This is a genomic window from Dulcicalothrix desertica PCC 7102 (assembly GCF_003991905.1).
Taxonomy (GTDB): Bacteria; Cyanobacteriota; Cyanobacteriia; order Cyanobacteriales; family Nostocaceae; genus Dulcicalothrix; species Dulcicalothrix desertica.
The window spans coordinates 15,645-39,905 of the sequence record NZ_RSCL01000038.1; the positions used below are offsets into that span (position 1 = coordinate 15,645).

Below are 24,261 nucleotides of genomic sequence, written 5' to 3' on the forward strand. Positions count from 1 at the left end.
ATGTAGAGACGCGAGGAACATCGCGTCTGTACGGAGTTAGGAGTTAATTATTAAAACCCCATTATCCCCATCTAATGTTGCATTGGCGCCTACAGGCAATGCAGCATTACAACCATCATGTCCAAAAGGAAGTTCAGAAACAACGGGAATACCCAAATCTCCCAAACGCTCTTTCAATACCTCCTCAACTTTAAAACTTGGTATATTTACAGGTGCCTCACATTGACTAAACCTGCCAATAGCAATACCGCGTACTTTTTTTAAGGCGCCACTCATTCGCCATTGTGTTAACATTCTATCGATACGATACGGAGCCTCTCCTACATCTTCAATTGCCAAAATCACATTATCAAATTCCGGTTGATAAGAAGTCCCAAGAAGATGAGTTGCAACCGTTAAATTTGCTGGTAATAATACACCACTTACCACACCAGAACCCCAACCATTACCCTTAATAGCATCAATACTACGACCTTCCACCCAATCAAATAACCGTTGTTTTGACCATTCGGGTTCCTTTTCAAGCGTTGTTAATACAGGTGCATGAACTCCAGAAATTCCTACCTTATATAAACTCCACAGTAATGCTGTAATATCAGAGAACCCAATCAACCACTTGGGATTTGTAACAGGCGCCCAATTCCAATTTTCTAAAAGACGAGTACAGCCAAAACCACCCCTAGCACATAATATCGCTTTACACTCCGGGTCTAACCAAGCATCTTCAAGATGATGGCGCCTTTGATTATCTAACCCAGCTAAATAACCCCATCGGTCATTAATGTCAGAAATAATATCAACACGATAACCACGACTTCGCCATACCTCGACACCTTGCACAAATGGTTCTAAAGAACGCAAAGTACCACTGGGAGCAATTACTCGTAGTAAGTCTCCTGGTTGTAATGGTGGTGGAGTAACAATTTGGGACTGCATGAATAGTTCAATTAATCTAATTTCAAATATATTGTTGAGCTTCTGAGTTTAACCATTGCTTAAACATATGATTTAGTAACTCTTTATACCGTACCTCCGTTAACTCGGCTGGTATAAGTTCTTCAACCCAAAGCAAATGATAGCATCGTTCTATTTTTATCGGACCAATCAATTGCTGAGGCGATGTATTAAAAACAACATTTGCAATCTCCGGCTCGATTTCCCAACGATAAACTTGCCCTTCATACCCACACTGGCGCCTGCGGTTTAAGTCGATGTCATAATTATGTGCAGCCGTGTAAAAGCTAATTTCTCTTTCCTCAATTTGATAATAAAGTTCTTGAGCGAGCTTATCGTCTGTTACTACTAAACGGTATAAAATAATCTGCTCAAACTCCGCACGGTTCTGTACAAAAAACTTTTCGACTTCCTTGCCAAACATCTCTTGCGCTAACTTGTGTGCTAGCAGTCGGTTCCGAATACCAACTTCCCAGTCGTGAGGAGTAATCATATTGTTGGTTAACCAAGCTACGGTATCCGCAGCTTTTTCTAACCGCAGTTCCCGACGCTGCTCTGTAGCTTCTTTTTCTATCTCTAAACTACTAACGCTTATTCCCCGCTGTTGTGCAACAAAAGCGATTACTCTTTGATACAAAATATTTTGGCGCGTTTCTTTTAAGCTCATTTCCTGTTTGAGATAGTCTACTATTTCTTCTGCCTCAACATTTGTCTTAAAATCGCTCATTGTATTATTTGTATCTTACTAGCTTTCAGGGTATATTATTTAGCTGCATATTGAGTAGCCTTTGCTACTAATTTTTATTCAAACTTTAAAAATCATAACGCTTAATAAAAAATTGGAAGCTACAAAGTATAGCTTCCATGATTTGTGATGAAATAATCCTAATTGGGAGGATTCGGATTATTTAGATGTTGAAACAGATAGAACAATCAAACTCGCGTATCGTTACATATTCTTACTCATGACTTTATATGGTATGAAGTAAGAAATAGCCACCAACTGTAACAATACCACTATCAACATAAATTAACGTACCTAGTTTGTTTGCCGTTCATCATCTCCTTATTCATAATATATTAATGTAGTAAAATTTCACCCTTCATAACCCGTCATAACTCGTTTTCTGCTATATATCTAATGTATAAAATATTTTTGCATGTTATTTGCCATTTTGGCAGATTATTACAAAGAAACTGTAAATTGATGTTCGGTATGTTTAAGTAGTGTATGAAGTATTACATGGGTAAGGATGTTGAAATGTTGTAGGGCGGGCAGGGATGCCCACCCCACAAGAGGGTTTAGTTGAATTCACACATTTTTAGGCAACTATTTTGTTTGTCTGGCTGTAACTGTGATTCGTTGGAAAGGTTTTCGTGCATTTGCGCTGATAACCATTTGTCTAAATTACCTCCTCTAATTTCTCTTTTTTGCTTGCCCACTACTTCCATGTATGCCAAGTCTTTAATTTTGCTTAGACAACTTGATGGAATGCTGTTGTGAGAAGACTTCTCAGATGCTGGCGCCGCACCATTATTATCTTTCTGGCTGTTTGCCTTTTCTTGCGAGTTGTCTTTGAGCAGTCGGTTGTAAGTCCGATAAGGGATATAATGCAGAGGGTTATACCCAGCAAAGCGCAACATTAATACACAAGCCCAAGAATATTTGCCAGCTAAAATTGCTTCAACTACTTGGTCAAACTGTTCAGGGTGAACAGGCTTCTTAAAATTGCTACTTATACCAGGATTATCTTGACTCATGGTTTCACTCATTAAATAAAATAAAATGGAATCGAAGTAAAAGACTCTATTGAATATCAACGACTAACAATCTTAAGAGATACTTACCATTAGTTATTCCTCAAAAAACATATCGACTACTCGATAAGTGTGGACAAATCTAACGTGTGTAGGCTGCTTGGTTTGATACTTGATATCCGCCTCAGTGCTTTGAAATTGTTTTGGTATAATTTTGATAGCAGTTTGATAATTTACTGAATTTACTGTTTTAAACGCTTTTTCTCTGCCAATTGATGGCGCCAATTCAAAATGCAAGCTAGCTTCTTCAACTCTGGTATTCATTGCCCAAATCAAGCTCATTGCTAAAAAAGCAATGCCGCTTAAAACTACTAGGTAAGGAACAACCAAGGGTTGCCGATTCAATATCGTCTGCAAAGATACCGAATTCACCCTATCTTCCATAAATGATGTACTTACCTCCTTAGTTGGTACAAAGGAAGTAAGCTCGTTTGAGGTTTTGACTGCATTTGACCTGATGATTCTTTTCATTAGTTGACCTATGTCGAAATCTAACTGTTTATCATCGATACTGTTCGCTTGAAGCCATGCTCAAGGTGACAGTATTTGCTGACTGTTGGTAGATGCAGTTTTATCCTCTCAATTATTGGCGCCATCAACTTATTGATTTAACTAACTTGAGATAAATAGTATTACTCACTACGTTTTCCCCATTGATTAAGTATTTGTACATATGCCACTGACTCCACACAGGAAAATGTTTAGCTTTAGCTTGAAATAACAACATTCGTACTTACACTATTTTTTTCTGTGGATGTCATCTGCCAATCTGGCACCTTCTTTGTCAAATTTACTCAATCATTTTTCAAATTCACTTAAGTGATGTGCAACTTCACGTTTTGTCCCCTTGTTATTAATTGTTGAGGGGTCGCACCCCCCACTGTGACTAGGTTTTATTTTTTTGTTCTAGCGAATTGCCCCCAGAAAATTGTAGCACTAACTGAGGTTTGTGAACCAACGATGAAGAAATAATTTGTAGGTAATACTGACAAAATTGGTGGTGGTGCAACTGCATATCAATAATTTTTTTACAGTTTGTTAAGGAAGTAAGTTTTTTTGTTAAAGTTATTGCTACATAAGCATTTAGCTCGAACATATCAATGCTAATTTCTAGTGAACTAATTATAATTTTTGTATTAAAGTAGGTTTTCACCCGGATGACTTTTTTAGCAGTACTGGTTTCAATATAGTAACTAAGGGTTGTAAATCATAAGACGTAGCAACCCAGGAAGTGGTAAAAACACTCAATATATGGTTTCTAACAAGCTGATTGTTGTAATTACAGAATATTTAAATGATGCGATACGTAAAAATTTTAGGTAATCTAGCATTAAAAATAATCTCCTAACTAGTATTCGATAATTATTTGCAATTACTTGAGGATAAATAATTAATTAAAGTTAGGTTCACCGCGCTACTAAGTGTGAATACAACTGGCTTTTTGCGAATAATTCGTGATGTCTGCCAATTTCAACAATGATACCTCTATCCAGCACTAAAATACGGTCAGTGGCGGAAAGGTGACTCAAACGGTGACTAACGATAAATGTTGTACAACCAAGGGCGCCACGTGAAAGGTTCTGAAGAAGTAAGTTTTCGGTTCCCACATCAAGTGCGCTCGTTGGTTCATCTAAAATCAACATTCTCGGTTTGCGAATCAAAGCCCGAGCTATGGCAATTAAATAATGCTGCTTTTTAGAGAGTGTTTTTGATGGGGCGCCAATCAAAGTGTCGTAGCCAGAGGGTAGTGACTCAATAAAATCGTGGGCGCCAGCAGTTCGAGCCGCATTTTTGACTTCTTCAAACGTAAATGGGCTGAATAAGGTTATATTTTCCAAAACAGTTCCTGAAAATATAAATATAGAAGCTGGCACAACTCCTAACTGCGTCAAGAATGTTTGAGATGACACCGTGCAAATATCATGTCCATCAATCAAAATCCTGCCAGAATCTGGTTTATATAAGCCACACAGCAAATTTAACAGCGTTGTTTTACCTGCACCACTGGCGCCAACAATACCAACTGTTTGCCCAGGTTTAATCACAAACGAGATGTTTTGCAGTGCGTTACGCTCCTCACCTTGATAGTGAAAGCTAACATTCTCAAAACGAACTTCACCTTGAATCGGCGGCAACTCTAACTCTTCATCCCTGATTTCAGGAGAGGAAAGCAAAACATCGTTGAGTCGTTCGATAGAAACAACCACAGAATGAATATCGTTTTTCAACTCAACTAACGCCAAAATCGGATTGACAATGCTACTAACGAGCATAGTAAAAGCTATAAACTTACCGAACGATAGCTGGTCATGTATCATCAAGCTCGCTGCGTACCATAAAACTAAAGTACTACTAGCGTGATTTATCAAATTATTAGTAAGTTGTAAGTTATTTGAGAGTCTTTGATAGCGGAGTCGTGTTTTGATAGTGTTTACGAACCGTTCTTCCCAGTGCCAACGCATCCATCTAGAGGCGCCGAAGCTTTTGATTGTAGTAATACCCGTTATCATTTCATTTACAGTATGATTCTGCACTGCTGTATCAATAGCGAGTTCTCGCGATATGCGTTTTAATTTCTGACTTGTATTTATTGTGAACACAGCAACTGGTACAGTTAACGCAAGAACAAGTAGAGCTAGGCGTGAATTGTAGTAAGCGATTAATCCTAAACATAAAAATGCACATAGCGCATCTAGAGTGATACCAAACGCACGACGAGTCAAAAATGTTTGAATTTTGTGGTTTTCCTCAACACGACTGATAATGTCTCCTGCCTGTCGCTGTTCAAAAAACTGCAATGGTAATTCCAAAACATGGCAGATAAAATCGCTCATCAAGCTAATATCCATATGATTTGAGAAATAGTCGAGTAGGTATTGACGTGCTGTTTTGATACAGAAGCGCCAAATACCAAAGACCAAAAAGCCCAAAGCAAAAATATTTAGTGCTACAGACATGCGTGCAGGTATTACCCTATCGATAACAATCTGAGCTATTACTGGCATAACTAGCCCAAAAACTTGCATAACTAATGATGCAATCACAATTTGTAGAACTAAAGATTGGTACTTCCACAGTGACTGCCCAAAATAAGCAAGTGATGTTTTCTCGTCCAGTAGTTGTTGTAATCGTTCGGTTGGTTCCAGCATTAAAGCATAACCAGTCCAGTTAGATTCAAATTCTGATATAGGTAACTTTAGCTTGCCGACTGCTGGGTCAGAGATGACTACATAATTAGAACGAACTCCCCAAACAACAACATAATGATTACCTTGCCAGTGGGCAATCCACGGAGAATGGCGCCAAGCAAGAGCGGTCAAATTAGCTTGTACTGCTACTGAAGAATAACCTAGATTGACTGCTGCATCAGCTAAAGATGAAAGCGTGGCGCCAATACGATTTGTTTGGGACGAACGACGTAATGTATTTAAACTAACTTTTTTACCCCAGTATTTACATATCATCGCCAAACACGCGGCGCCGCAATCTGATGAACTTTGCTGTGCAATAAACGGATATTTTTTGTTGTATCTTTGTTTGTTGTATTTCTGACTCTGTTGACAAGTATTATTATTTAATTCAAAGGTAGTTGCTGTTTGGATACTGTTTGATTCAACTTGATTTAACTCAGCTTGATGTAACTCAACTTGATGATTTTCTTCGTGAAAGTTCTGTGATGGTAGAAACAGTTTGACCAGTTCCCAATTTTCAACAGGTAGATGACATACAACTAAATCAGTTTCTGCTTTGAATGCAGGTGATGCAATATCCGGATAACCCCAGCTATAACCAACTTGAGCATCTTGCTGCTCAGTGCGACCAGACATTAACCAATAACGTCCCAAGGAAGCAGGAGTCGCTGACGGTAATAATTCACCTGTGTTAACTGTACGAAGCGCAAAGTACGGTGATATATGCTGCAAAGTTTGACTTGTTAAAGAGCGCAAAGAAGTGCAGGTTTTCCAGAAAATCATCTTTTGCCGCGTTTCAACAGTATCAAGAAGATATGATTCAAAATTTTCAGCACGTTGTAACCAAATTTTTAAATTAGCTTTTGCCAACTCCGCTATAGCAACATTGGAAGCAGCAACAGCACGATACGATAATAAATTCGGGTAAAATAACCCATCTGCACCAAAACTTTCTCCAACATCAAGCAACTGCGCTGATACATTACGTGCAGACTCTTGTTCATACCCCAATAACCTTACACGTCCCCTGCAAACCAAATAAAGGGTGTCTTTTGGATTTTCATAGTCCATCAACTCATCACCCAGCGAAAACTCTTTCACCCTCCAAGCTTCATAAAACTCCGCTGTAAAACTGAGACTCGTATCCGTTGCAACTAACCTAAATAATCGGTTAATAGTTGCTTCAGGAGTGGGAGCAAGCACATTATCAACATGTAGATGATTTAAATGCTCTCCCTGAACTCGTAACAACGGAGAGAAGTTCATGGGGATTCTATTTAAGTACGCTTATGAAATTAGAAACAAGCTGTCAATATCAAGCAATAAACTTTCTGCTAAGTTGACTTTCAATATCAAGCAATTTATTTTTAGACATCCGAAGTAAAATCCTTTACTACCGTTCGTTCAACAGGTTAAAATGTGCTTTTAGTTACAACATTAACACCTTATATTTGTTTACTAGACTGTGTTGTGGAATTACATCAAACATAGGGTTGTACTGAAACCACATCTTCGACATACTACTTGAGCTACTAAAGTACCTAATTAATTTGTAATACATTTTTATAATGTTTTGACTTATTTCTTTAAAAAACTTCTTGTGCTTTATCAAAATTTCACTAAAAACTAAATTGATTTTCATTCTTACCTACATCAGTGCTATGTATATTTAAGAACTAATTATGATGCTTTTAAAGTTGCTAAAACAAGGATTTTATGATTAAATTACAGACTGTAATGTAAAAAATGTTGACACTTATGGTATTATTCTCTGTTTGAATAAAATTTTTTACAAGCATTTTGTTACTGAGAAACATTTGAAGATTTGTAATGAAGGTAGCAATGTGAGTTTAGCCAAGTATCTTGCTTTTTCAAAGATATTTGACTAATAAACTCACACTACTTTTCTACCAACCTAGTCATCAATCCGGAGAGGGATGTCAAAAATGTCATGAAATGCTGATAGATTGATTCATGGTTAGATAAATTCCCCAAATAGCCATTGCCCGTAAATAAACGCAGGCACGGAAAGTCCCAGAGGCAGTAATCGCTTCGGGAGTACGGAATTGCAGACCATTAGAGTAAACTTGTTGAACAACGGCTTCGGTTAGTTTAAAAGCTTCGTCTTTCATGCCCATTTGCACCAAAAAGGCAGCTAAACCAAAATTAATACCCGTCCAAACTTCTAGTGGGTGTGTTGCTTTGGGGTTTTCGGGGGAACCATCTGCTTTTAACCCATTTGCGGCGCCAAATTTACCGTCATTAAACTTGAGAAAGCAAGCTTCGTAAACTGTTTTTAGGGCAGAGTGAGCGCATTCAATCGGAACAATATCAGGTAATCCTAACAATCTGGCGTAAAATTGACCACATAGTTGGTCAGCCATTACAACATCGGAACCACTACCGCTATCAAGACGATAATACTGTCCATTCCAAAGTTTTGCTTGGTAAACAGGCAACGATTGTTCTAACCAAGATTGAAACGTATTGATACTCTCATCAAGTTCTGGGGTATCGAGTGCTGCGTCCGCTATTTTCAAAATTGTCCCCATAGAAATTGCCGCTTGCAACGCTGATAACCATAAACCACCGCAGTAAGCGCTAACTCCTTGTAAACGCCAATCATCAAAAGTTTGGTCAGGCGCCCCAGAGTTTTCAGGAATACCGTCATTATCCAAATCAAACCCTTTAAGATAATGAAGGGTACAAACTACAGAGTCCCAACATTCTTCCAAGAACTTAAAATCACTACCACCCGTCAGAATAAAATCACGATACACCTGTAGTACAAAATCACTACCTAAATCTTTCCACAAATTACAATCTTGGTAAGCAGTGTAATTAGTTTTTTCCCAAACATGTTCATTCGGCGCCCCTAAATCGTGAGGAGTGGCATTTTTAGCTTTGCGAATAGCTAATGGACTTTCGGCACCAATAACATAGTAATACCCAATCACGCGGGTGCGGTCATCACTGTTAGGAATAGCGCGTGCAAAAGCACGTATTACAGCTTTTTCCAATTCTGGGAACAGCATCAACAGTCCAAATGAACCATAAAGACGCACATCCAAACTTTCATACCAGCGATAATCTAAACATTCCAACACTGCAAACTGCCCGTAACGGTCAATATCAGTAGCGGCACTCCACAGCGTTCCACCAGCCGTCAAATCATAAAGTTCGTTAAACAAAGCCATTTTAAACCAGTCGGGTAAATCCTGACGGTCAAGAATTGGTTGTTGCCATGCTTCTATTTGGCGCCACCATTGTTGATATTCATCTAATGCAGTAGATGCAATAGCCCAAGCACTCTTACCACTACGTCCAAAAAAGTCAGTGTAGCGACGATAATATTTAACACCCTCGGCAAATTCAGTAACAGGAAAATTCCAAGCCAATGTAAATGGAATTTCTAATGTTTGCCCAGGTTGTAATGTTATTCTTACAGCTAACGCGGTGCCGACTTGTTCAGTGTGGTCGGCGGGTGTTGCATCTAATATATTAGGTAACGAACCATCACTTGCAAAGCTGTTCCATACATCCTCACCTGTACCAACAGGATTAAAACGAGTATGATAAAACACCTCAACACCTGGTTGCTTACTAGTAGCAATACACCACTCACCTTCGCCTTCTTCGGTTGGTGTAACAATTCCAGAACGAGCTAAAACGCAGCCAATTTTATCAGTATTTTCAACTATAAAATTATAATTATCTTTACTCTCATTCAAACGTGGCTGATATTCGTATACTGGACTACCATCATCGCGAAGTACAATTTCTGGTGATTTTGAAGCATTAGTAAACCAGCCCACCATATTTTGCCAGGTAAGCATAATGCTGATAGTAACAGGCGCCTCCGTTCGATTAGTCGCTTTCCAAACAAATACAGCTACAGGATAACTACTCTCTTTATAATTATTTGCCCAAATTGGTGAAAACTGCGTGCAACTTAATTGTACTTTCGTTTGATGTTCGTATACAAACCAACTACGGGGATATAAAGCGTGATAAGTACCATTCGTATCTGACGGGTACCACTTCCAACTTTTGAGACTACCATCTTGCGGCGCCTCAGTGGACAAAGCATAAGCGGTCTTTGTATTTTCAGCATCTTCAAAAACACTAAATTGACAAGCGGGGATATTTTGAAAAACATGCTCCCCACCATCGATATGCCAAAAATTAAAATCACCACGCGAAGAACGTCCAATGCAACCGGCGCCGAAACCACCCAAAGGCATACCATGCCAAGGGCCATCATCTATATTACTTGCATAGCGAACAGTATAAGGCTGACTCCAACCCAAACCAATGGGACGATTCCAGGCACAAGCAGGGATTCCATTCTTAAATTGTGTCATTACCATTGCAGCGTTAATATTACGCTCTTGAAATTAACTCATCAACTCTATATTCCTCAAGTCATTACTAGAACAGTTAACTTGAAAAAACGCATCCCAGTTGTAAACCAATAGTAGTACGGGCATCAGTGCCCACCTTTTACCATTACCATCATTACGGTGCCAAATAATACTTATTTAAACGAAATAACAAATCATTATACAACTCATCAAATGTAAAACAGTATACATGTTTAGAATTTACAACCAAATTTTGTTGGCGCCAAGCGAGTCTCTTTTTCTCTTTCACTTCTAGATATTCTGTCCTACCAATAAATAGTAATCCAATATAATCAATATTTCTGCTATCAAACCGACTTTCAAAATCATCCGTTTTCTCTAAGTCGTCTAGTTTCCAAAACCAATCAACTACTTGACTGAATCCTTTCTCGAATCGTGGCGACCAATCCGGAGAATATTTGCCTGTCTTTTTAACAAAAACACTGTTAGGTCTTGCATCTTCAAATTCAATAAAGCAGTAAGATTTTGTCACAGAATCACCAACAACTAAGTCTGCCGTAAAATCTCCAAAGATGTCATATTCAAATGCCAGACGGTCATACCTGCTAATTTTTATATTATAAGAAGCAAGAAATGCGGATAAATGAACTCTATCCCGAAAGAAAGGTAAAATATCCTCTTTCTCTGATAAAGATTTTTTGCTTTGTAGCAGTGCTTGAAATTCTGCAAGTTGAGAACGGCAGATTGACAAATCAAAATCAATATTTATAAAATTTTTCATTAAATTGAATTAAGCTATCAAACTATTTGCTGGCACGCGAAAACATTTTGAGTGTATCTTGAGTTACCAGGTCTAAAACCTCTATTTCATCTTTTGCAGTAACTTGTATAATTGCTCTAATATTAGAGTCAATTTTTAAAAGATATAAAGGCTCTTCAGTTTTCAATTTGACAATATTATCCCCTAAACCATTATTTACACCTGATACTGTTAATTTGTCCAAGACTTGCCAGAAACTATTTAATTCTTCCGTTGTAAGAGTATCTAATGCTACTTGTGAACGCTTATGCATTGTTATTTTATACATATATTTTTTAATTAAACTAACATATTCTAATATTTTAGCGCTTGAAACAGATCTAATAAATTTAGATTTAAAATTCTTTACTTCTTGAAAAATTAATTTCATATTATCAAGTTAAAATTTTCCAGTAACTTCCCATCAAAATAACAGCAAGTTACTGCTGGTATTCTGGTACTATTTTAAATCTAATAAACCTTCTTCCTTCAACTTTGGGTTAAATCGAATCTGAGCTTGTAAACCGCGTGCTTCTAAAACTTTTAAAATCTCTGCCTCTACCCGACGAGCGACATTCTTAATAATTTTAATTTGCGCCATCTCATCATTATTGGGACTGTTATAATTAACTTTCTCCTCCTCAGTCATCAAATTTTTAACATTTACAGGCTGAGTCCAAACATCTTTACTCTCACTATTACCAGCAGGAACGGCGCCATTTTCTTCAATCCAAGCTTTTTCAATATTTTCCAAAGTCGCACGACTAGGACGTTCAATCGTTTGAACCTTAACCCAATAGCATTTATCAGGCAATCGAACCAAATGCTGCCTTAGACTTAAATAAACATCGCGCGAATATCCAATAAATTGTAAATTTTTATCGGTATCAAAAATTGCATACACACCTATTTTACCTTGAAACTGTTCAGGCAATTGACCGTTCTCGTCAATATAAGGAATGTATTCCAGAGCAGCTAAAGCAGCATAACTTTCTGTTGTCATAACAAAGTATAAATTTTATCTTAATTACGTTTCTACACTTACAATAAACGTCTATTGTACAGCAGAAGCGTACTTAAGAGAAATTGTGAAGCTATGACGACATTATTTCAACGACACGGCGCCGCTCTATTAGAGTTAAAGAAAACCAAGCTTGCTGTTCAAACTCGCCATATAAATTTAAGACTTCGTTGATTTCATTAGACGACGTAGCAGACCGATATGCTTCAATTAGCAAATTCACAGGATTTTTTTCTAACCCCAGACTTAAAAACAATAAAAGACCGAGTTAACCAGCACGACTTAGAAATTCAGTTTCTGAAGCAAGAACTCCTGGGGGAGTTATCCGCCTGAGAGAGGAAAACAAATCTCTCAGGCAGTGGCAAAACCGTGTTCTAAACACAGTTCAAGAAAATACCCAGCAATAATAAATGTAATTGCAGAATTCTTATACAACTCTTGTGGAATGGGCATCCTTGCCCGTCCCTCCAATCCAACCTGCCTATTTAAATGTATATTTTCTAACACACAAATGCATAACCGATAAACAACAGGTCATGCAAACAAAGTACAAATAAACAAATCCCGGCATCAAAGAGAAACCGGGACAACAAGAATATTGTTATTTTTATTACAGTACTAGTACTAAAGCGCTTGTAACAGTTGTTTAATTTTGGTAGATTGACGCTCTCTAAACTTCTCAGGGAAATTCATTTCAATTGCAAGACCATTACCAGTTTCAATTACCGAGGTAATTTCTGCAACAAAACGATTAGGAGAAGCAGGCGCCGCTTCTTGACTCAATAATAAACCAACGAGTGGTTTACTTTTTTGCATTGATTGCAAATCTTGCTGCGTCAGTGTTTTATCAGAAGAAACAGCACGCTTACTATTTAACTCTAAACGTAAACCTGTAACCCCAATTTCTGTAGCCACACCTGGGAAGAAATGACCGTCCCAATAAATTTGACCGTGCGCTTGCACTTGCTTGCGAACTTTTTTAGTTTGTGTTGATTTCATGTCACGTAGCGAACGAGTCAAACTAGTAGCTAAGAAACCAAGCGAAGCAAAAGGTTGGTCTGCGTACTCACGGTTTTGAGAGTACCACTCGCGAACATCTGAATAAATAACCAAAGTCAAAGCGTCTCTTTGGTCATCAGTAATATTTATAAAGTCAATTGCGAGATGAGTTTCTGTGTCGTTTACTGGTGATAGACGTATAACCCTTGCGGTAAGTGTTGCGCGTGCGGTAAAGTCACCATGAACTTCAATTTGAACTTCATCAGGCAAATTAGGCCAAGATTCAAGCTTAACTAGTGCCCCAGTTTCAGAAATATTTATCGTTTCACCCATCAAGGTTTGATTATCGACGGAAATCATTACAGCTAAACGACGCTGTAATCTATGGGCTGTACGGATTTGCGGTTGTTCAAAACCTACTAGCAAAGCACTCGATAGCAAAATTATATTAAACCCTGACCATATTGTGTTCACCATTACAGCTTGCCAGTCTTCAGGACGTAGCAACAACCAATATGGAACGGCAAGTAATGAGCAAACAACTAAAGCGGTAACTACAACTAAACCGCGCATTGACTCCCAGTCAAAAGTTCGTTTGCTAATATTAACGCCTTTATCAGTCACGTTAAACGAACCCATTTTCGGATTAATCAGCGCTAGCAGTGTTACCCATCCAGCTTGGAACGACATCACAAACTCAAATATTTCGTTCCAGAAGGAAAAACGGACGTGCTTATAAATAATATGGTTGGTAAACAGCGATAGCAGAATGTGTGGAACTGCGTAAGCTAGAGTTTCAATACCAAGACCCTGCACGGAGTTGATACCAAACAGCAAAAACAAAGTCGGCGCCACAGCATATACTAGTCGCGGATATCCATACAAAAAGTGTGATGTTGCACTTAAGTAACAAATTCGTTGTCCTAGAGATAGCTTATGTTTGAAATTTAACAACGGGTTTTCGAGACGAAGAATTTGCGCCATCCCCCGTGCCCAACGAACCTGCTGACCAACATAAGCGTTGAAGGTGTCAGGCGCCAAACCAGCCACCATAATTTTGTCGTAATAAACCGACTTATAACCACGTCCGTGTAAACGTAATGCAGTGTGACAATCTTCGGTTACTGTTTCTACTGCAATTCCTCCAACTTCAAGAGCATGGTCTTTACGAATTATCGCTGCCGAACCACAGAAAAATGCTGCGTTCCAAAAATCGTTTCCTTTCTGTAACACCTTATAAAATAATTCGTTACCAACAGGAATTCGACCACTGGTAACTAAATTTCTCTCAAAGGGGTCAGGGTTATAAAACCAGTGCGGTGTTTGTACAAACGAAACTTTAGGGTCGTAAAAGAAACCAACCGTATGCAGCAAAAATTGACGGGATGGGATGTGGTCGCAGTCAAGAATCATTACCAAATCGCCATGTGTTTTCCGGAACGCAGTATTAATGTTTCCTGCTTTGGCATGTTCGTTATTATCGCGCGTCATGTGAATGCAGCCAAGTTCTTCGCACATCTGTCGAAGTTGTTCACGGCGCCCACGAAACTTTTCACGACGCGGGTCATCCTCTTTATAACGTTCAGGACGACCGTCATCGAGAACATAAACCGTTTTCTTTCCAGGTGCATATTCACAAGCTTGTGCAGCTAGCGCAGTTTTGCGAACAAGGTCAACGTCCTCGTTATAGGTAGGAATATAAATATCTACCGAATACCATTCTTCTTCGGGAATAGCATTAAGACTGATTGGTTGACGTTCTTTAATTTTCAATGTTTGAAAATACGCCAAAACCAATGTCAAAATAGCGTATAGCTCGGCGGCAAACAGTAATCCACAAGCAATACCATTTACCCAAGTATCAAAGTTAAGAGTATAGCTAACGCGATAATATAAATATCGCATTGTTGTTACTATACTTAACCACACCATGAATAAGTGATAGTACTGGCTAATATCTATCGATGATTCTTGTTCTTCTGCACGAACAATTATTTGACCCAGCACTACTAAAAAGACTGAAATTACACCTTGCTGCCAAACTTCTAACGGCGTAATAATCAGTGGAATTGATATTACTAAAGATAGTAGTACTAACCACTTAAACTGCTTAATTCCTACTTTTTCAAGCGCACGGTCAAAAAATCTCGGCGCAATCTCAGCGATAAATTTAGTAAGAAAATTATGCGCTTTTGGTGTTGGAGGTGTTCTAAATGAGGAAGAAGACATTTTTATTTTTGATTCAAGATTTTTGATTTTTGATTATTGTATGGGCAGGTTTACGAAAGTTTTAATTCAATTTTAGGTTATTCGTTAACCTGCCCTTACTAGTAGGGTGGGCAGTGCCCACCTTACTACTACCCTTTTTCCTCTGTGTTTAAACGCTTCAGATATAACTGAACAATTCCAAACAGCAAGAGCGATGAACCCAAAATTCCAACAATCAATAGCAACCAATTATCTTGAATTAATCGTGATATTTTGCTGAGTGGAGATGTATCTTCAACGCGGCTAACACTGGGAGAATCTTCAAAGAAAGCAAGTTGAAAAGCGTCTGGGTCATATGGTGCAGGGTCTTTTTTGTCACTACTAATTAGTACTGTATCCTGCTTAAGTTGGAAGAACCAAGGGTCTTGATTAAGAACTTGTCTCACTCGCTCTAACCCTGTTTCTGTTTGAGCAGTCAAAGCCAAAACAACTCGCTGATTATTCCAAGGAGAAATAACCTGCTTAATCATTCCTTGCGTGTCTTGCGGAGTTACTACACTTGCTTGCGCTGTACCCCTGGTAAACTGCTGACTCAAATTAAATCCAGATGTTTTCAACGCATCTGGAAGCGGGAATTTCTCACGTGTACCAATCGCAACTAAATTATCTTCTTTGCGAACTGTTTCCGGTATATTTTCTTGTGTATAAACGTCAAGTTTAACTGAATCAGATTTGCTTAATCTTCCTAGACGTTCGCTAAATTCCAACATCGTCAGCATATCTGTAGCAGATGGATTTTGCGGCATGACGATAGCTGTTTTAGATAAATCTTGAGGCGCCGCAAATGGATAACCAAATTTGAGTAAGTTTAAATCTGGTAGCTGAACGGAAGTTTCGCGTTTCAAATCAAAGCTTGTATCCTCATGAACAGTACCTGTTAGCTGCTGGTCTGAAGGAAACTGACATTTTTGTTTATCAAATGCTTCACGCGCATTCATCCGGAAAAAGACTTGTAGCTTTGAATCAGGTTTTACAAGGTTTGCAGGTAAATCGACTTTTAATGATTTTCTAGATTCTCCTGACTCGTTTGTTAAGCGCGCACCACCAATAAAGTTACCGTCTAAAAAAACCTGAACCGCAGAAGTACGTGGGTTAACTTGTGGACCATAGCTATATACCAAATTCATTGAGCTACCACGAACAAACCTGTCATCAGGTAAAGCGCGGAAGTCAATATCTACTGCTGGCGCCCCTGCACCTTGTACAGTTACATCTTTAAACCGCTCGTTATTAACTGCGGTTCTAAGGTCGCCAAGTTTAAATGAATTTGTTTCTGGCAAATGACGCGGCCATTGACGGGCGCCTGGAGTTGTTGTTTCTTTAATTTGGTCAACATAAACTACTTGACCTGTGCCCATTTTTCTTAAATCGGGCTGTGATAAAAATCTGGAAGCTTTTTCAACAGCTTTGGCACTATTACCCGTAACGATAAGAACTGGCGCCCCACCTTCTTTTTTAGAGCTAGCTAAAATCAGCACTCCTCGTTCATTGGGCACTGGATTATTACTACTATCCAGAACTTGCCCACCTGCAATTTTTAATGGTAAATCTTTTAGCTCTGCTAACGCGGGTTGTTCGCTAGGAGTTCCAATAATAACTAAGCGCTCGCCATCTTTAACAGATGCAACGCTAGACACCATGCTAGTTTCAATCGGACGGAAATCAGCTAACCGTCCTAATGCAGCTTGGAAACGACCTGCGGCAGTTAACCATGATGCAGAAGCTTGACTTGGTTGTAAGTAAGCAATCTTATTTGTTTCTAATCCTAAATCATCAAAGATGGGAAACGGATAGCGGCTAAAGTTAAGCGCTAACGGCTGTCTTTGGTATTTGAAAGTAATCTTAGAGTCGGGTAGAATTTCTGTCCACAAATCAGGACTGTTTGGGTCACTACATTCTGGCGAATTATTTTGCTGACCTACTACTGTTAGCTCGTTATACTCTTGAAGTATGTTTGGTGGAATATTTACTAGCAACTGCCCGACTTGAGACTGCTTGCGGTTAAGTGGTGTACTACCAACACTTCTACCATTAACAAGCACTGTTAAATTCGAGCGACTAGCATAAAGCGATGGTGAATGCTGAAAACGAATTAACGCTTGTACTGTTCCTGTACCGCTATCAATTTTCCAGCCACGAGGACGGGTAAAACCTAAACGAGCTTCGGAGTAAATACCGCGTAACCGCATTCTGTTACCAACAATTGGACTGCGATTAAACTCCAGATTGTAGGTGGCTAAACCTTTTGCATTTGCTGTGGTAGATGCATTTGCTGTGGTAGATGCATCTGCTGCATCAGTTGTTTCTTCGCTCTTTACACTATCGGTCTTTTTGGGAGTTTGAGTTGTCGGTGTAGCTTGTGCGAGTATTAGTTCTTGCTCTGCCACACCATTAACGTCTTCGCTATTTGTTGCACGTGCGCTTGGCAGTGCATTGGGGAATAGCAGCAAGCAGAAAGTGACAACAAACGCTTTCTTACTGATTTGGGAAAGAAGAAACAACTGTTTCATGAGACATTACACAATAAAAGGATAACTAGGATATTGGTGATAATTAAGCCTGTCTTGTCTTCGTTATAATTACCAAAAAGAATTTGTTCTTTTTATAACCTATAATTGACTCTCCAATCTTGATGCTTTATTAAAGACATTAAGAAGAAGGTATATATCACTTAGCGCAACAATTGCTTCGGTAGTACCGAAGGACTGACTAAGCCTAACCAAGCAAGGTTTTGAGTATAATATGATGAATAGTCATCCCATATACCTTCTCTATATCTAGGTAACAATTTTTTCGCCAATATTTCTTGCCCAAGTTCTGGTTCAATAATTGCCCAAGCAGAAAACAGCATTGCATACTGCGATGTCGCTTCGTAATCAACTAGTTTGTTACCCTGTAAATCAACGCGCGCGGGCAGTTTGCTTTGTGTACGCCACATTTTCTTTAAATGTTGCGTTGAGTTCTTTAAATACTGTTTTGCCTGACTCGAATTAAACCAGGCAGCATCTAAACCTACTCGCCACCAAACCCTATAAGCATCAAAGCTATATAAAGTTTGGATTGGGCTATCAGAGGGCAACGCTTGATATTGACCTGTTTTGATATCTAAAGATACCCAGTCGCTAGGCAAACCAACTTTTGAAACCTGGGTAGATTTTTCAAGTATTTGATAGCTAGTTTCAACCAATCCCAACCAATCGTGTTCACGGTCAACGGTAGCGAAGATACGAAATGCATACGGCGCCAAGTACGAAGGGTTCAGATGCAGTGTTGAAGGATTTGGAACAAAAGCAGCGTATGGGCCTGGTAATAAATACGGTTTATTTAGAGGACCAGGAGCTACAGATAGGCGCCACAAATCTTTGAGTTTTGTACGTGCCAATTCTAAATATTCAGGACGATTCCAACGACGCGCTGCAAAAATTAAAGCGGTAATCGCATCAATATCACCATCACTAGCAAAATTGTTATCGATAGAACCCCAACTTCCATCAGCGCGCTTGCCCCATTTCCAAGCCCACAAACTATCAGTTTTTTGTCCTTTATCTTGTCGCTGGAGATTATTCTCACCCCATTTCAGAGTTAAAGCGAAAGTCTCAGCATCATCAATCAATACTGCTCGTAACATGGCATATGCTTGACCTTCACTAGTAGAACGGTCGCTGGCTTCGTAATCAATTACCCGTCCATCACTTTGAATAAATCGACGGCGATAGACATCCCAGCTTTGCGCCAATAATTCCCGATTAGGAGTAGATGGGGGCAAAGCAGCCAGAAAGGTTGAAGCACTACCATCAACAGATGGTTGGGTAGAACTTAATGATGTATCTACTGATTTGTCTGTAGACTGTTTAACAAACGAATAACCTGAGAAACAACCATAAAGACCAATCGGTATAACAATTGCCAATAATAAGGGAAGTTGCCGCATCCTAAGAACCATTGGATTTGAAAAACATTGGCCAAAGTCGAAACTTAAAACAAGAAGTAAAGGGCAAAAGGATAAAAGGATAAAAGGAAATTTTTTATTTAAAATTTATCCTTGTGCTTATTATTCCCGAATTATCTTTGACTATTAACTTAGGGCTGCAAGTTTCCTTTTTCAATAGGACTTACGCACAGAAACCTGGTTTCTACCCAAAATCGTCGTTTTTATTACAAATTATCGACCAAAAAACCAGGTTTCTAGGATTTTTGCGTAAGTCGTGTTCAAGTTTTGGCGCCACTATTAATTACTATTTGCCTCCCCGTCTCAAATAATCTTCCCAAGGTGGCTGAAATCCACGACGTTGTAAGAATTCCTCTTGGACTTGCTGCATTCGTTGTGACAACTCAGGGTCGGGAGAACCTTGACGCATTTTCTCGACCTGTAAATTTTCCATTTGCGCGAGCGCGCTCAACGGTTTGTCTAAAATTGCTGTCAAATCGGCAGCAGCACGACGTGCATCTAAATCTTCGGGCTTTTCTTCTATGATTTTTGAGTAAATACCTTCTGCTGTCGCAAATCGCTGTTGCTCAAATCGAATACCACCCAGTGCTGATAGAGCAGCAAGATTATCTGGCTGTTGCGCTAATACACTTTCATAAATTTTGCCTGCTTGATTCAAGTCACCTGCTGCTCTTGCTAGCTGGGCTTGTAATTCAAAAGTACTGGCATTTTGAGGCAATCTTGCTATTAACTGTCTGACACGAGCGCGTGCTTGTGCTGGACTGCGGTCAGAAATAGCTTCAATTACCCGCAATTGCATGGCAATATTATTAGGGTCTATTTCAGCTAAGTAGTTATAAAGCGCTTCGCGTTCAGGATAAAGCGGTAATATTTCCACCAAGCTATATAACTCAGGTGGTGTATTCGTTGCTGGCTGTGTTGATAACCAATTTTCTAAAACGCCTTTAGCTTCAGCTTCAGATATGCGACGAGCTTGATAAGCTATAGCTGCTCGTCCTAACAGCATTTCTTGGCTTTGCGGATTACGACTTATTAATTCGTCATATACAACCAACGCTTCGTCGAAACGTTTTTGCTGCCGCAAAATTCCAGCAAATCCTCGTAATCCAGCATCGTAAATGTCGGTACGGTCAGGTTTACTCTTCAGTAAAGCTTGGTAACGTCTCAGACTTGCATCTAAACTACCTTCGCGACGCTCGATTTCTGCTGCTAATAGCTGGTGTGCTAAATCTCTAGTGCCTGCGGGAGTCGCTGTATAAGAAGCTAAAGCTTGTCTGGCGCCTGCTGTATCACCGAGTTGCAAGTACATTTGTGCAATTCGGAAATATAACATTGGCACATCACTACGACTAGCCGCCAAACTTTGATATACAGGTAAAAACTCTGAATCTGGTGTGCTAATTTCTGCTAAGGCAACAGCTAATTGTTGTTGCTGTACAGAGTCAGAAGGTAGTGGTTGCAGTGCTGAACTTAAGCGTTGTCGTAAATCATCACGAGAAATAAAGCCAAGCTTATTTTCTAACGCGAGTTGCCGCACTAACAAACTTCTATCATTTGGTTGCTGTGAGACTAACTGACGATAAAGTTGAACTGCTACTTGCTCACCATTGGGCAAACCACTAAATACATCCGCAACTTCACGTACAAGTGATGTTGATGGGTTCGGAGTTGCAGACAGAGCTTGACGGTAAAGCGTTGCAACTTGCTGTGAAATAGCCGGATTATTCGAGCGTCTGCGAATATCATTAAGCGCGCGAGCTAAGGGCAATACCGCATCAGGTCTACCTTGCAACGGTTGTAGTGTTGCCACAGCTTGGTTTGGTTGTTGGTTCGCAAGGTACGCAACAGCCAATTCTTTGCGCGTTTCAATTCCTGTTCGGTCAAGACCAGAAGAACGCTGTAGTTGTGCTTCTAAAACCTGGACAGCAGCAGCAGCGTTACCACTTTCACGCAGCGCTTTTCCGTAGGCAACAGCTGCATCACCAACAATTGGTTTACCTGTGCTGCGATAACGGTTAAATAATTCCACAGCTTTAGCAGAGGCGCCGTTGTAAGTGTATGCTTGTGCTGCGTTTATTATCGTTTCTGGTGCTGGATTGTTTGCCAGCACAATTTCAAAGTCAGCAACTGCTTCAGCCTGTCTACCTTGATAAAAGTAAAGAATAGCCCGTAAATTACGCGCTTCTAAGTCATTCGCATTTTGCTGTAATACTCTAGAAAGTGCTTGAATACCTCCTTGTTGCCACTGTGGTTTATAAGTACCAAATAATCCAATTGTTTTTAAGGCCAATTGGTTATTTGGGTCTTGTGCTAATACTCGTTGATAAGCATTCCACGCATCATCAATTTTACCTGCTCGTTTATAACCAATAGCTAGTCCCAGCTTGGCTTGTAACGATTGTGGATTGCTTTTTAAAGCTTGTTGAAAAGCTTTAATCGCATCATTCACCCAACCTTTTTTGAGAAGGTTAAACCCTCGTTGCTCTGCTGAACTGCCCCTTTGAGCAACAGCAGGAGCAATCAGACCTATAGGTGATGCGGCAACAATACTAAAAACGAATAAGTACAAAGGAAAAAAGGAAAGGGTTTTAATTGCCGCTTGTACCCAAAAGGAACTTTTACCTTTTTGCTCAATACTCATTACCGTCCTCTCCCCCTTGGGGTTATATCAAAATCAGATTTCACCCTGACACCAAGGACAGTTTCCTCGAAACTATCGCGTCCCTGCACCGTAAAGCCAAGTCTTAAATTAGATAAAAATGGAAAATCGTAGTACATTTCTAGTACGTCAGGACGGTCTCCACGGCGAAGTGAGTCACTTGTTAGAGCTTGCCCGTAAGCTATTCCCAGTCGGTCATCTGGGGTAAATAAATCTAACAAACTGGCGCCCAAAACGTAAGTATCTGCACTCCTATTGGCATCGCGGTTTTCGTAGCGACCGTAGCGACCGAATAATCCCAATTTAAGATTGGGAATAAAAACTTCGGCGTTTAAACCGTATGCTTCTTCACGGTCATCACGAAGTATTCCAAACTGCCCCGAACCTCTAGCAATGCTGAATATTTCTGGGAAAGAGTCACGGTTGCCTCCATCTCGGTCGGTAGCATAAGTACCACGAATAATCGCGTTACCATACCGAACACCGACTTCTCCAGCAAACCCATCTAAAGTAAAATTACTTAGGCTATTGGAAGAAGAAAATACAGCAGCTTTTGCATCTATATTATCTGTAACGCTCCAGTTTACAAGTAAACTAGGACGCGAAGCAATACCTGTTGCTGCTAAAGCTGGGTTAGTTTGAAACACTGGATTGAAAAACTGACTGGCGCCATCTTTAGCAAAGCTATTACGGTCAAAGTACGAAGTTAAATCTAACTGACCAACAACAAAGCGCAAATTAGGTAAACCCGAAAGCGAAGTAGCAAAATATAATTCGTTAATGTTCAAACCTTCGTTACGCGAGTCAGTAAAAGTACTACCATTACTAACCAAGTCAAGCGTTGCGCCAAATAAAACATTTGGAGTCAGTGGATAAATTCCTGCGACTCGTGCCCGTGCCGATGTTTCTTTTTGGGTAACGTATACACCTTCTACTCTCAACGTAGGTTCCGTCAACGCAGTACTGTTTAGTAAAGGCCCCGCTTCTGTTGATGGTCGTGTTGTTCTTTCTGGTCGAGCCTGACTTTGCAGTCGCTCTTGTCTTATTGCCTCACTTTGTGTTGGAAAAGTTCCACCTTGCGAATTCAAAATCTGGTTAAATGTGGGGGCAACCGATGTAGCCATAGATTGGTTCGGGTCACCAACAGGAGCATTAAGAATTTGCTCGTATGAGAGTGGTGCGCTTTGAGTCGGCGCCTGTCCAACACCTGGTTGAGCATTAAGAATTTGCTCGAATGTTAGAGGAGCGTTGCTATTAACAAAAGATTGATTTACAACTTTTTGACCATTAAGTAATTGATTGAAAGTTGGTGCTGTGCCAGTTAAATTAGCCTGGTTCGCTCTAGATGTGGTCGAACTATTTAATAGCTGGTTAAAAGTTGGAGTTGTGTTAGTAACTAAGTTTGTGCCGAACTGTGATGATTGACTTTCACCAACCAGTGGAGGTAAAGGAGCAACTGCACCGTTACTGGGCTGCGAATTTAATAATTGATTAAATGTCGGTCCCGTCCCAGGCGCCATTCCAGGTGCTGTAAACTCTTGGGTATTTGTATTACCCGATTGACTATTGAACTGCCCTAAATTTTGCGATACCAATGAACTACTTTGTTGTAGTCCTATTGAATCTGAACTATCTCCACCAATAGCTGAAAACTGCTGTGTCTTCAAAGGCGTAACTGGTGTGGGATTCTTAGAACGTCGAGAAACGCTTTGGCGTGTATTCTTACTTTCCTGAATAAACGAGTTTTCTAACTGACCAAGTGATTGAGTTGCCTCATTTGAAAGCACCAAATTATTGACATTTGCAAAACCTGTGCTATTGGGCAATACAGCACTTGTTTGCTCACCAGGTGGTGGTGGAACAGACTGTGGCGTCTGAGACTTTGTAGGAGGTGACTTTGGTACCGACAACAAGTCCCCAGCAGATTGAGGATTGACTTGAGCTTTAATGGGTTGACTCGTCGCAAACACCCAGAGAAAAGAGGTGGAAGCAGCGCACATCAACAGGTAAAGCTTGTATGTCGGTCTTGTGGAAGTAAATTTATGACGATCAAATACAGTGGGCAACATGTCGCCTATTTTTATGATTTGTAAATTTTGTGGTTGGTAGATGTCGCCACTTTAGCAAATAATGTGAGTATATTCGAGGACAGTGTACATATTTTGTCGAGGATAATCAATTACATCAAGAACACATAAATCTTTTTATTTAATACCACTTTTTCGACAAAAATCGGGCA

At 39.7% G+C, this 24,261-nt stretch carries 15 protein-coding genes; all 15 read right to left on the reverse strand.

The features are described from left to right. Window positions 1–36: 36 nt before the first annotated feature. The 15 genes from DSM106972_RS45055 to DSM106972_RS45120 all read right to left on the reverse strand — a co-directional run bounded on the left by DSM106972_RS45055 (window position 37) and on the right by DSM106972_RS45120 (window position 24,022). Window positions 37–936, reverse strand: coding sequence for a S66 peptidase family protein (locus tag DSM106972_RS45055; protein WP_127086818.1), 900 nt, complete (start codon window positions 934–936; stop codon window positions 37–39). A 22-nt stretch (window positions 937–958) separates the two neighbouring features. Continuing rightward, a complete protein-coding gene (locus tag DSM106972_RS45060; protein WP_127086819.1) occupies window positions 959–1,681 on the reverse strand; it encodes a peptidylprolyl isomerase in 723 nt (240 codons plus the stop codon). Window positions 1,682–2,256: 575 nt separating this feature from the next. Continuing rightward, complete coding sequence (locus DSM106972_RS45065; RefSeq protein WP_127086820.1) at window positions 2,257–2,715, reverse strand: HetP family heterocyst commitment protein; 459 nt, start codon at window positions 2,713–2,715, stop codon at window positions 2,257–2,259. 93 nt (window positions 2,716–2,808) lie between these two features. Next, on the reverse strand, window positions 2,809–3,243 hold the full coding sequence (locus DSM106972_RS45070) for a hypothetical protein (RefSeq protein WP_127086821.1): 435 nt from the start codon (window positions 3,241–3,243) through the stop codon (window positions 2,809–2,811). 935 nt (window positions 3,244–4,178) lie between these two features. Further along, complete coding sequence (locus tag DSM106972_RS45075) at window positions 4,179–7,229, reverse strand: cysteine peptidase family C39 domain-containing protein (RefSeq protein ID WP_127086822.1); 3,051 nt, start codon at window positions 7,227–7,229, stop codon at window positions 4,179–4,181. A gap of 683 nt (window positions 7,230–7,912) precedes the next feature. Further along, window positions 7,913–10,333 (reverse strand): GH116 family glycosyl hydrolase, encoded by a 2,421-nt coding sequence (locus DSM106972_RS45080; protein ID WP_186538401.1) that lies wholly within the window; start codon window positions 10,331–10,333, stop codon window positions 7,913–7,915. A 148-nt stretch (window positions 10,334–10,481) separates the two neighbouring features. Further along, entirely contained in the window at window positions 10,482–11,108 is a 627-nt protein-coding gene (locus DSM106972_RS45085; protein WP_127086824.1) for a Shedu immune nuclease family protein, read from the reverse strand. A 22-nt stretch (window positions 11,109–11,130) separates the two neighbouring features. Next, window positions 11,131–11,517 (reverse strand): hypothetical protein, encoded by a 387-nt coding sequence (locus DSM106972_RS45090; RefSeq protein ID WP_127086825.1) that lies wholly within the window; start codon window positions 11,515–11,517, stop codon window positions 11,131–11,133. Window positions 11,518–11,586: 69 nt separating this feature from the next. Further along, window positions 11,587–12,129, reverse strand: a complete 543-nt coding sequence (locus DSM106972_RS45095; protein ID WP_127086826.1) for a GIY-YIG nuclease family protein — start codon at window positions 12,127–12,129, stop codon at window positions 11,587–11,589. A gap of 91 nt (window positions 12,130–12,220) precedes the next feature. Continuing rightward, complete coding sequence (locus DSM106972_RS51855) at window positions 12,221–12,370, reverse strand: hypothetical protein (protein WP_158632983.1); 150 nt, start codon at window positions 12,368–12,370, stop codon at window positions 12,221–12,223. Between the two features lie 401 nt (window positions 12,371–12,771). Continuing rightward, a complete protein-coding gene (gene bcsA / locus DSM106972_RS45100; protein WP_127086827.1) occupies window positions 12,772–15,375 on the reverse strand; it encodes a UDP-forming cellulose synthase catalytic subunit in 2,604 nt (867 codons plus the stop codon). A gap of 128 nt (window positions 15,376–15,503) precedes the next feature. Then, window positions 15,504–17,924, reverse strand: coding sequence for a cellulose biosynthesis cyclic di-GMP-binding regulatory protein BcsB (locus tag DSM106972_RS45105; protein WP_127086828.1), 2,421 nt, complete (start codon window positions 17,922–17,924; stop codon window positions 15,504–15,506). 161 nt (window positions 17,925–18,085) lie between these two features. Continuing rightward, on the reverse strand, window positions 18,086–19,345 hold the full coding sequence (locus DSM106972_RS45110; protein WP_127086829.1) for a family 8 glycosyl hydrolase: 1,260 nt from the start codon (window positions 19,343–19,345) through the stop codon (window positions 18,086–18,088). A 304-nt stretch (window positions 19,346–19,649) separates the two neighbouring features. Continuing rightward, on the reverse strand, window positions 19,650–22,004 hold the full coding sequence (locus DSM106972_RS45115; protein WP_127086830.1) for a tetratricopeptide repeat protein: 2,355 nt from the start codon (window positions 22,002–22,004) through the stop codon (window positions 19,650–19,652). Then, a complete protein-coding gene (locus tag DSM106972_RS45120; protein WP_127086846.1) occupies window positions 22,004–24,022 on the reverse strand; it encodes a porin in 2,019 nt (672 codons plus the stop codon). The genes DSM106972_RS45115 and DSM106972_RS45120 overlap by 1 nt, the downstream gene beginning before the upstream one ends. Window positions 24,023–24,261 lie beyond the last annotated feature (239 nt).